Annotated in this window: 10 protein-coding genes and 1 tRNA gene; 6 read left to right on the top strand and 5 right to left on the bottom strand. The window is 69.6% G+C overall.

What is annotated here, in order from left to right; genetic code table 11:
* Positions 1-263: 263 nt before the first annotated feature.
* A complete protein-coding gene (locus JNL41_RS13425) occupies positions 264-425 on the bottom strand; it encodes a hypothetical protein (RefSeq protein ID WP_293475701.1) in 162 nt (53 codons plus the stop codon).
* Positions 426-561: 136 nt separating this feature from the next.
* Between JNL41_RS13425 and JNL41_RS13420 the strand changes: the two genes are divergently transcribed.
* The 5 genes from JNL41_RS13420 (at position 562) to JNL41_RS13400 (ending at position 5,002) form a co-directional block, all read left to right on the top strand.
* Positions 562-3,105, top strand: a complete 2,544-nt coding sequence (locus JNL41_RS13420; RefSeq protein ID WP_293475700.1) for a helicase-related protein — start codon at positions 562-564, stop codon at positions 3,103-3,105.
* Positions 3,102-3,389, top strand: a complete 288-nt coding sequence (locus JNL41_RS13415; RefSeq protein ID WP_293475698.1) for an RNA-binding S4 domain-containing protein — start codon at positions 3,102-3,104, stop codon at positions 3,387-3,389. Before JNL41_RS13420 ends, JNL41_RS13415 begins: the two co-directional genes overlap by 4 nt.
* Positions 3,390-3,547: 158 nt before the next feature.
* Positions 3,548-3,889, top strand: coding sequence for a ferredoxin FdxA (gene fdxA, locus JNL41_RS13410; RefSeq protein ID WP_293475696.1), 342 nt, complete (start codon positions 3,548-3,550; stop codon positions 3,887-3,889).
* Positions 3,890-4,183: 294 nt separating this feature from the next.
* Complete coding sequence (locus tag JNL41_RS13405; RefSeq protein ID WP_293475694.1) at positions 4,184-4,699, top strand: CarD family transcriptional regulator; 516 nt, start codon at positions 4,184-4,186, stop codon at positions 4,697-4,699.
* A 226-nt stretch (positions 4,700-4,925) separates the two neighbouring features.
* A tRNA-Arg gene (locus JNL41_RS13400) sits at positions 4,926-5,002 on the top strand.
* 32 nt (positions 5,003-5,034) lie between these two features.
* Here JNL41_RS13400 and JNL41_RS13395 read toward each other — a convergent pair.
* On the bottom strand, positions 5,035-5,661 hold the full coding sequence (locus JNL41_RS13395; RefSeq protein ID WP_293475692.1) for an MT-A70 family methyltransferase: 627 nt from the start codon (positions 5,659-5,661) through the stop codon (positions 5,035-5,037).
* Positions 5,654-6,364 carry a BglII/BstYI family type II restriction endonuclease gene (locus JNL41_RS13390; protein ID WP_293475690.1) on the bottom strand — a complete coding sequence of 237 codons (711 nt, stop codon included), beginning with the start codon at positions 6,362-6,364 and terminating at the stop codon, positions 5,654-5,656. Before JNL41_RS13390 ends, JNL41_RS13395 begins: the two co-directional genes overlap by 8 nt.
* Before the next feature lie 504 nt (positions 6,365-6,868).
* Between JNL41_RS13390 and JNL41_RS13385 the strand changes: the two genes are divergently transcribed.
* Positions 6,869-8,743, top strand: coding sequence for a CHASE3 domain-containing protein (locus tag JNL41_RS13385; RefSeq protein ID WP_293475688.1), 1,875 nt, complete (start codon positions 6,869-6,871; stop codon positions 8,741-8,743).
* 26 nt (positions 8,744-8,769) lie between these two features.
* Here the strand turns inward: JNL41_RS13385 and JNL41_RS13380 are convergent, their stop codons facing one another.
* Both JNL41_RS13380 and JNL41_RS13375 read right to left on the bottom strand, forming a co-directional pair.
* Positions 8,770-10,206, bottom strand: a complete 1,437-nt coding sequence (locus JNL41_RS13380) for a glutamate synthase subunit beta (protein ID WP_293475686.1) — start codon at positions 10,204-10,206, stop codon at positions 8,770-8,772.
* A 27-nt stretch (positions 10,207-10,233) separates the two neighbouring features.
* Positions 10,234-10,491 (bottom strand): hypothetical protein (locus tag JNL41_RS13375; protein WP_293475684.1); only part of this gene is annotated, 258 nt, incomplete at its 5' end.

Here is a 10,491-nt window from a genome sequence, read left to right as displayed (position 1 = left end):
GCCCGTGGCGGTCTCGGGGTTGTCGACCAGGATCTCCTCGACGAAGGCGTCCAGCAGCCTGGCGAGCTTCGGATCGCTGACGCCCTCCCCCTCCAGCGCGAAGGCCGGCAACGGCGCGGCCGCGGCTCCGGCCGCCAGCGTGCTGAGAAGGATCTGGCGGCGGTCGATCATTGCGCGAATTCCCCGGACTGAAGGCCGGCGACCCTAGTCTTCTGGGCGGAACGCGCAACGGCCTTGCGTCGCTCCGCCGTGACCGCCTGTGGCTAACCCCGCAACAGCGGCGCCGCGACCAGCGCGATCAGCACGGCCGAATGCCAGAACGCGATCCGGAAGAGGACGCGGCGCCGCTTCGGTGAGGGCCGGACGGGCGGCCGCTCGCGGATCGCGACCACCCGGAACTCGCCTTCGATGATGTCGCTTGTCATGGGGGAGGTCCTGGAAGCGGGTCTTTGCCTCCTCAAGGACGTGCGGGCTGACCGAAATGCGACATCGCGCGGCACATCTCCGACTGCGACGTCGGCCCCGCTTGCCCGACTCTCGCCGCCGCCCCACGTTAGGGCCATGAGCCATCGCCCGTCGGGCGCCGCGCCGTCGCACCTCGTTGCGGTGCTCGGGCCCACGAACACCGGCAAGACCCACCTGGCGGTGGAACGGATGCTGGGGCACGCGTCCGGGATGATCGGGCTGCCGCTGCGGCTGCTGGCGCGCGAGATCTACGACCGTATCGTCAAGGCCCGCGGGGCCCGCTGCGTAGCGCTGATCACCGGCGAGGAGAAGATCGTCCCGCCGCGGCCGCAGTATTACGTCTGCACGGTCGAGGCGATGCCGCTGTCGGTCGAGGTGGAGTTCCTGGCGGTCGACGAGATCCAGCTCTGCGCCGACCCCGAGCGCGGCCATGTCTTCACCCACCGCCTGCTGCATGCGCGGGGCAAGGCCGAGACCATGCTGCTGGGCGCGGGGACGATGGCGCCGCTGGTGCGCCGCCTGCTGCCCCACGCCGAGATCCAGACGCGCGACCGCTTCAGCCGGCTCACCTACGCCGGGCCGAAGAAGCTGACCAAGCTGCCGCGCCGCTCGGCCGTGGTCGCCTTCAGTGCGGAGAACGTCTACGCGATCGCCGAGCTGATCCGCCGCCAGCGCGGCGGGGCCGCCGTCGTCATGGGCGCGCTCAGCCCGCGCACCCGCAACGCCCAGGTGGCGCTCTACCAGTCGGGCGAGGTGGACTTCCTGGTGGCCACCGACGCCATCGGCATGGGCCTGAACATGGACGTCGACCACGTGGCCTTCGCGGGCCTGCGCAAGTTCGACGGCCGCCGCACGCGCTTCCTGCACCCGCAGGAGATCGGCCAGATCGCGGGCCGTGCGGGCCGCTACCAGAAGGACGGCACGTTCGGCGTCACCGGCGAGGCCGAGGACATGGATCCCGACCTGGTCGAGGCGGTGGAGACCCACAGCTTCGAGCCCATCGCGGGCGCGGAGTGGCGCAACTCGAAACTCGACTTCAGCGCGCTGAAGTCCCTGCAGGCGTCGCTGGCGATGCCGCCCGAGCGGCCGGGGCTGAAGCTGTCGGCCGAGGCGCTGGACGAGACGACGCTGAAGGCGCTGAGCGAGGACGAGACGATCCGGACGCGGGCCAAGGACCGCACCAACCTGATGCGGCTCTGGGACGTCTGCCAGACGCCGGACTTCCGCAAGGTGGCGGCCGAGGAGCATGTGGCCCTGGTGCGCGCCTTCTTCCTGCAGCTCACCGAGCGCGGGCGGCGGATCGGCGACGACTGGATCGCGCGGCAGTACGACCAACTCGACGTCACCGACGGCGAGATCGACACCCTGGCCTCGCGGCTCGCCAGCGTGCGCACGCTGGCCTACGTGGCCAACCGGCCCGACTGGCTGGCCGACCCGGCGGAGTGGCAGGGCCGGACCCGCAACCTCGAGGACCGGCTCTCCGACACCCTGCACGAGAAGCTGATGGCGCGCTTCGTCGACCGGCGGACCAGCGCGCTGATGCGCGGGCTGCGCGTGCGCGAGGAGATGCTGGCGGGCGTGGCGGCGGACGGGACGGTCACGGTCGAAGGCCACTTCGTCGGGCGGCTGACGGGCGTCAGCTTCGAGCCGGCGCAGGGCGGCAGCGCGCTGGAGGAGAAGGCGCTGCGGGCCGCGGCGCAGCATGCCGTGGGCCCCGAGATCGTGCGGCGGCTGGGCCGGCTGGCGGCCGAGGCGGACGAGGGGTTCGCGCTGGGCCCCGACGGGGCGGTGCTGTGGAAGGGGGAGGTCGCCGGCGTCCTGGCGGGCGGCGAGCCGTTCCGGCCGCGCGTGCGGCTGCTGGGCGAACTGGGCCCCGACAGCGCGCGGCAGCGGGCGCAGCAGCGCCTGGAGGCCTTCGTCGCGAGCGAGGCGGGCCGCCGCCTGCCGGCCATCCGCAAGCTGGAGGCCGCCGTCGCCGACGGCAAGGTTAAGGGTCTCGCCCGCGGGCTCGCCTTCCGGCTCGTCGAGGCCGGCGGCGTCGTCGACCGCGCGGCGGTGCGCGCCGAGGTGCGGGCGCTGAGCCCGGTCGAGCGCCGGATCCTGCGCGGCCTGGGCGTGCGGATCGGCGCCTTCTCGCTCTATCTGCCCAGCCTGCTGCGGCCCGAGGCGCGCGCGCTCGCCCAGGCGCTGGCGCGCCGCGAGGCGCCGGACTGGCGCCCCGCCGTCGACCGCCCGGCCCGGCTGCCCACGCCGGCGCCCGCCGCGCGCGCGCTGTCCGCCTACGGTCTGCGCGCCGTGCGCGGCCTGTCGGTCCCGGTCGAACAACTGGAGCAGCTCGACGAGGCCCTGCGGGCGGGCGCGCGGCAGAACGGCGGCGTGGTGCTGTCCGAAGACGCCCGCAACGCGCTGGGCTGGAGCCACGACGAGGCCCGCGCGATCCTGAAGGGCCTGGGCTACGCCGCGGCCGCGAAGGCCGGCGAGGGCCCGAGCGTCTGGCGGCGCCGCTTCGAGAAGGACTTCGCGGTCGAGCACAAGGCCGCCACCCCGGCGCACTCCCCGTTCGCCGCGCTGGCCGCGCTGCGCGACCGGCCCGCGCCGCCCCGCCGCCGGCGCCGGCGCAAGGCGGCCAGGCCCGGATGAGCGAACCCGACGCCTGCCGCGCCGACGTCTGGCTCTGGCGCGCGCGGTTCTTCAGGACCCGCTCGATGGCGGCGAAGTTCCTGGAGGAAGGCCGCGTGCGCCTCGCCCGCCCCGGCCAGGACGAGCACCGCCTCGACAAGCCCGCGCGGCCCGTGAGGGTGGGCGACCGGCTGGTGTTCGCGCTCGGCGGCCGCCTGGTCGCCGTGCGCGTCGAGGCCATGGGCGACCGCCGCGGCCCCGCGACCGAGGCGCGGACCCTCTACTCGACGCTGGACGGAGCCTGAGCCCGGCCGCGCGGCCGGGGCCGCCGCGGCCCGCGGGCGCCTCCGGCTGACCGGGCTTGCAGAAAAGCTGGCGGCCGGCGGCATTGACTTTCGGGCCCCGCGCCAGGAAAAACCCACGCCCCGACCTCGCGGACCTGCCGGAGTTTCAAGCCGCCGCCATGACCTACATCGTGATGGACCCGTGCATCAAATGTAAGTTCATGGACTGCGTGGAAGTGTGTCCGGTGGACTGCTTCTACGAGGGCGAGAACTTCCTGGCGATCAATCCGGACGAGTGCATCGACTGCGGCGTCTGCGAACCCGAGTGCCCCGTCGACGCCATCAAGCCCGACACCGAGGACGACGCCGACGGCAAGTGGCTGCGGATCAACTCCGAGTACTCGCGGGTCTGGCCCAACATCACCGTCAAGGGCGAGCCCCCCGCCGACAAGGAAGCTTTCGAGCGCGAAACGGGCAAGTTCGAGAAATACTTCTCCGAGAAGCCGGGGCGCGGGTCCTAGGCCTTCCGGAAGCCGGCCCCTCCCAGGGCCGGGCCAACCCTTTCATTCGGTTGTCTTTTGTGTTAGCGTCCCAGGCGACGCGACACGAAAGGCTTCGCCCGCGTCGGACTCGGATCAAGAACGAACCGCCGGCCATGCCGGATCGGGCGAAGGGTGTCTTAAGAGGTCAGTTTTCGGGTTTTACAATGACGTCGCCGCCGCGATCCCCTTCGCGGTCGAGGTGGCTTTGTCGCGTATCCGGAAGCTGGACCATAACTCCGCGTTGCAGGCGCGGATGGATGTGAGAGGTCTCCAATGAGCAAGAGCGGTACGGATTTCCAGGTCGGCGATCACGTCGTCTATCCGGCCCACGGCGTGGGCCAGGTGCAAGGGATCGAGACCCAGGAAGTCGCCGGTCTGAAGCTTGAAGTGTACGTCATCACCTTCGACCACGAGAAGATGACGCTGCGCGTTCCGACCGCGAAGGCCAAGACCGCCGGCCTGCGCCCGCTGGCCGAGACCGGCGTGGTCTCCAAGGCGCTGACCACCCTGAAGGGCCGCGCGCGCGTGAAGCGCACCATGTGGTCGCGCCGCGCCCAGGAGTACGAAGCCAAGATCAACTCGGGCGACCTGATCTCGATCGCCGAGGTGGTGCGCGACCTGCACCGCGCCGAGAACCAGCCCGAGCAGTCCTACTCCGAGCGCCAGCTCTATGAGTCGGCCCTGGACCGCATGGCCCGCGAGGTCGCCGCCATCGAGCAGATCGACCGCGACGCGGCCATCGCCATGCTCAACAAGTCGCTGGTGAAGACCGCCGCCGTCGCGGCCTGAGCCTTCCCCGCCGATCCGAACGCGAGACGCCCGGCCCAGCGCCGGGCGTCTTCGTCTGACGTCTCGACGCCGAACAAACATCAGAGAGCTTGGAGCGCGCCCGCTTGCCACTCCTGTCTCGGACTTTTTCTCAGCGCTTCGGAGGCTGGGCTTCTGTTCGCGGTTGGCAGGCCATGCGGGCCGTGGCATCGAGCCGCCTTCGGCCGCCTTGGTCGAAAACGTGGTTGGCCCCGTAACTCAGCCGGATAGAGTGCCACTTTCCTAAAGTGGAAGCCGCAGGTTCGAGTCCTGCCGGGGTCGCCAACTTCGTTACCGACGCTGCAAAGCAATCCTGCCTACGCCCGCTTCGCCTGGGAGTGGTTGGAGTACGTCGGCCAATTGGGCTCATAGTCGTCGGCTTGATTGCCCCAGGTCGACCAGCCGGGGCGGGAGCCGCGCGCGAACAACTCCAGGCGCGGGCCGGGACTGCACGCCTCAATGAGGTCGTACATCTCATCGGGCTTGCGCGAGTGTTCACGCTTCTGCTTCGCGAGGACGTTTACTTGAGTACGGCCCGGCTGCAACGTGCGGGCGTTCTTGCCCCGAACGCCAAATAGCACAAGTTCAGTCACGTTTCGGAAGTAGAAGCCAACTCCCCGTCCATCCGGGCCGCCGTCTTTGCGCGTCTTGTACCAGACGAGGTTCGACTTGTAGCTGAACCCCCAGGCCTTCATGACTTCCAGCCCCTCGGGTAGCAGAGCATTGGGCACCCAAAGATACAAATGCGCCGGGTCCTGGACGTAGTCCTCAACCGGCAGCGCCTTGATCGCCTCTAGGTCCATCGTCCCATAGCGATTGAGGCGCCGATGCTCCGGAGCCATCTTGCCAGTCCGGTTTTGAAACTGCCACGGCGGGTCGGCAAGCACGGTGTGGAACCGCTTTCCCCTGAGGCGGCGAGCCATGTCGAGGGTGGCGTCAAGCATCATCGTCATCCGCTACGGGCACGTCGGGCTCGGCCGCTGCCGCCATGACCTCACCGGCTGGGGAGGCCGTCACAATCTCTGGCGTGATCCCAAAGATCAACACCGGGCACCCGCCATTCCGACCCCCCGCGATCCGGGGAAGCAGCTTACCCATCCAAGTCGTGCTCGCGCCGTACTTCTTGCTGATCCCGAGCCGAGCAAACATGGCGTCGAGCGCCTCGGAACGCGTGACGATCACGAAGGCGTCGATCACGCCGCATTCATAGAAGGCGCGGGCCGCATACAGATCACGGTCGTAGGTTTGGTCTTTGCTGTTCCATTCGAAATCAACGGCCAGCCGGTCTTTCACGAAGTCGATCTTGTGGCCGCCAACGAAGCCCTCAAGCATGAACTCTTCCACTGGCTTGGTGAGCTTCTTGCCGTGGTACTTCTTGACCAGAAGGTCTGCGGCGATCCGCGTTTCCTTCCAACCCTTCTTCTGGAAAATCTCTTTGAAGGTCGCCGTGATCTGAGACCCGTTGCCGCCAGCCTTGACGGCGTATGCTTCCGGGAACGTGAACTCACGCAGCGAGACCAGCAGTTCCTCAAACAGGTCGCGATGATTGGTGTGCAGGAGCGCGGCCGCGCCGCGCACACTGATCACCTCATAGGTCCTCCGCAAATCCTCGGGGACGAATCGTTCTACGTCATCGGGCACGAGCATCGCAGTCTCAGCTTGGCATCATGCCTTCGTAGCTGAGTCTCTGCCTCGGCGGTGAGGCAATCGGACGTGAGCGGCGCTTGGGAATGTGTTTGGGACTCCAGGGTCAAAACCAGTCCCGAACAGTTCTGAATCGGATATGATATTGTAGTTAACTCAATTGCTTATACGTCGTCCGTCGCTTTCCTAAAGTGGAAGCCGCAGGTTCGAGTCCTTCGACCCGGCCGCCAACCTTCAGCGCTAGCTTGCGACCGAGCCGCCCCGATCTGGGGCGCAATCGGCGTTCTGGGCCGACACGAGGACCGGCGAGCGTCCCGGGCGCGCCGCGGGCCCCGGCTTCGGGCCGGGGACGCGGCCGTCCATGCCGGAGTTGACTCCCTCGCCTGCTGTGGAGCCAGATCAGGCCAGGCTTGCGGGAGCCAAGCCGGGACCACGTTCCTGTTCGCGCATCCGCGCCGGCGTCGGCGCAACACAGACAACTCCTCTCTCACCCGAAGGCGACGGCGCATGCGGCAACGGCTTCGACATCCGACCACGCTGCTCGCCGGCGCGCTCGCCCTCTTGGCCGTCCTGCTGTTCGGCGCCCTGATCGTCTCCGAGGGCCAGCGGCGGGACGAGGTGTGGGTTCGCCACACGCTCGAGGTGCAGAACGATCTTTCGCGCCTGCTGTCGACGCTGCAGGACGCGGAGGCCGGGCAGCGTGAATACGTGCTCACGGGCCAGCCGCGGTTCCTCGAACCCTACCGCCGCGCCGCCGCCTCGATCGCCGGCGAACTGGAAGGGCTGGGCGCCAAGATCGGAGACAACGCCCACCAGCGGGGCGCGCTCGCCCGGCTTCGTCCCCTCATCCAGGAGCGACTGGAGAGGCTGGCCGTCGGGTCCGAACTGCGCCGGACGCAGGGCCTCGCCGCGGCCGTCGAGTACCTCGTGGATGGTCGCGGCAAGTCGATCATGGGCGAGATCCGCGCCGAGATCGCCGGGATGAACCAGCGCGAGGCCACCCTTCTGGCCGCGCGCCAGGCCACGGCCGCGAGAACGCGCACGATCCAGCAGGGCCTGCTCGCCGTCGGCGCCGTGGCCTTCCTGGTCCTGACCAGTTTCATCGTGCTCGATTCCGCCAGGCAGGTCGGCCGGATGCGGCGCAGCCGCGACGAACTGGCCGCCGTCAACGAGCGGCTCACGGCCGAGGTGCTCGGCCGCGAACGCGCGGAGGAGCAACTGCGTCAGGCGCAGAAGATGGAGGCGGTCGGGCAGCTCACCGGCGGCATCGCGCACGATTTCAACAACATGCTCTCGGTGGTGGTCGGAAGCCTGGAGCTGGCCAGGCGCCGGCTGAGGACGGACCCCGACCGTGCGCAGCACTACATCGACAGCGCGCTGGAGGGCGCGCAGAACGCCGCCGGACTGACCGCGCGGCTGCTGGCCTTCTCGCGCCAGGCGCCGCTGGCGCCCCGGCCGCTCGATCCGAACAAGCTGGTCGGCGGCATGTCCGAACTCCTGCGCCGCACGATCGGCGAGAATGTCGAGGTCGAGACGGTCCTGGCCGGCGGGGTCTGGCGCGTGAACGTCGACCGGCAGCTCATCGAGAACGCGTTGCTGAACCTGTGCGTGAACGCCCGGGACGCGATGTCCGAAGGCGGGAACCTCACGATCGAGACCTCGAACACCTCCCTCGACGAAGACTACGCGAGCGCGCAGTCCGAGGTGACGCCGGGCCAGTACGTCCTCATCTCCGTCACCGACACCGGCGTCGGGATGCCGCCGGAGATCATCGCGCGGGCGTTCGATCCCTTCTACACGACGAAGGGGGTCGGGCGCGGAACGGGCCTGGGGCTCAGCCAGGTGTTCGGCTTCGTCAAGCAGTCGGGCGGACACATCAAGATCTACTCGGAAGTGGGCCGCGGGACCTCGGTGAAGATCTACCTGCCGCGCTGGACCGGCGAGGCGGCGGGCGACGCGGCTTTCGCGCCCGCGACGACGGAGCCGCCGCCGCGCGCCCGGGATCGGGAGATCATCCTGCTCGTGGAGGACGACGAGCGCGTTCGCGGCGTGACCGTCGATAGCCTGCGCGAGCTGGGCTACGACGTGGTGCAGGCGAGCAGCGGGGATCAGGCCCTGCAGCAGCTTGCCCAGCAGCCCCGCATCGACCTGCTGCTCACCGACATCGTCATGCCGGGGATGACGGGCCGCATGCTGGCCGACCAGGTGCTCGCCCAGCGCCCGGACCTGCGCGTCCTCTACATGACCGGCTACACGCGCAACGCCATCGTCCACAACGGCGTCCTGGATTTCGGCGTGGCCTTCCTGCAGAAGCCCTTCAGCGCCGAGCAGCTCGCCCGCAAGGTGAGGGACGTCCTGGATGGCCGCGGCGCCAACCGGTAGAGGCCGGCGGCCCTGGCCGAGCCCCGTCAGCGCGGAAGCGTCGAGGCGCCCATCAGGTGCTGGTCGACGGCGCGGGCGCACTGGCGACCCTCGCGGATCGCCCAGACCACCAGCGACTGGCCGCGCCGCGCGTCGCCGCAGGCGAACACGCGCGCGTCCGAGGTGCGATAGTCGACGACGCTGGCCTTGACGTTGCCGCGCGGGTCCAGCTCGACGCCGCTCTGCTCGACGATGCCGGCCTTGCGCGGGCCGACGAAGCCCATGGCCAGCAGCACCAGGTCGGCCTTCAGCTCGAAGCCCGAGCCCTCGACCTCGCGCATCTTGCCGTCGACCCATTCGACGCGGGCGCATTCCAGCGCCGCCACCTTGCCGTCCTTGCCGACCGCGCGGCGGGTGACGACGGCGAAGTCGCGCTCGACGCCCTCCTGCTGCGAGGACGAGGTGCGCATCTTCAGCGGCCAGTCGGGCCAGGTCAGCGCCTTGTTCTCGTGCTCGGGCGGCGCCGGCATGATCTCGAGCTGGGTGACCGAGGCCGCGCCCTGCCGGTTGGACGTGCCGATGCAGTCGCTGCCGGTGTCGCCGCCGCCGATGACCACCACGTGCTTGCCCCTGGCCGACAGCGTGCCGCCCGGCGCGGCGGTCGCCTCGTCGTCGCCGGCGTTGCGCTTGTTCTGCTGGGTCAGGAAGTCCATCGCGAAATGGATGCCGTCCAGCTCGCGGCCGGGCGCCGGCAGGTCGCGCGGGTCCTCGGCGCCGCAGGCCATGACCAGCACGTCGTAGTCGTCCAGCAGGCGCTGCACGCTCACCATAGGGCCCACTTCGAAGCCGGTGCGGAAGATCACGCCCTCGCCCTCCATCTGCCGGACGCGCCGGTCGATGAGGTGCTTCTCCATCTTGAAGTCGGGGATGCCGTAGCGGAGCAGGCCGCCCACGCGGTCATGCTTCTCGAACACCGTCGTGGCGTGGCCGGCGCGGGCCAGTTGCTGGGCGCAGGCGAGCCCCGCCGGGCCCGAGCCCACGATCGCCACGCGCTTGCCGGTGCCGCGCGGACTGGGCTGCGGGGCGATCCAGCCTTCGTCCCAGCCGCGGTCGATGATCTGGCACTCGATGGTCTTGATGGTGACCGGGGTGTCCGGGATGTTCAGCGTGCAACTGGCCTCGCAGGGCGCGGGGCAGATGCGGCCGGTGAACTCCGGGAAGTTGTTGGTGGACTGGAGGTTCTCCAGCGCCTCCCGCCACTGGCCGCGGTAGACCAGCTCGTTGAAGTCCGGGATCTGGTTGTTCACCGGGCAGCCCTGGTGACAGAACGGGATCCCGCAGCTCATGCAGCGCGAGGCCTGCGACTGCAGCTCGGGCTGCGGCAGCGGCTGGACGAACTCCTTCCACGTCTTCAGGCGGTCGGACACCGGATCGTAGGCGCGGTCGTGGCGCTCGATCTCCAGAAAGCCGGTCGGCTTACCCATCTTCAGAAAACCCCCAACCGGAACAGGCTATTCGGCCGCGACGGCGGCGCCGGCGGCGCGTTCGTTGGCCATCTCGGTCAGCGCGCGGCGGTAGTCGCGCGGCATGACCTTGACGAAGGACGGCAGCACCGCATCCCAGTTCTCCAGGATCTCGGCGGCCCGGCGGCTGCCCGTGTGCAGGTGGTGACGCTCGATCAGGATGCGCAGGCGCTCGGCGTCCCAGCCCAGCATGTCGCCCATGCCGGCGTTCTCCACCGAGACCGAGCGCTGGCTGGGCCGGCCGGC

The sequence above is a fragment of the Phenylobacterium sp. genome (genome assembly GCF_016793285.1).
In the GTDB taxonomy this organism is placed as follows: domain Bacteria; phylum Pseudomonadota; class Alphaproteobacteria; order Caulobacterales; family Caulobacteraceae; genus Phenylobacterium.
The sequence above is the reverse complement of the archived record's forward strand: the minus strand, read 5'-3'. Positions and strand labels throughout refer to the sequence as shown.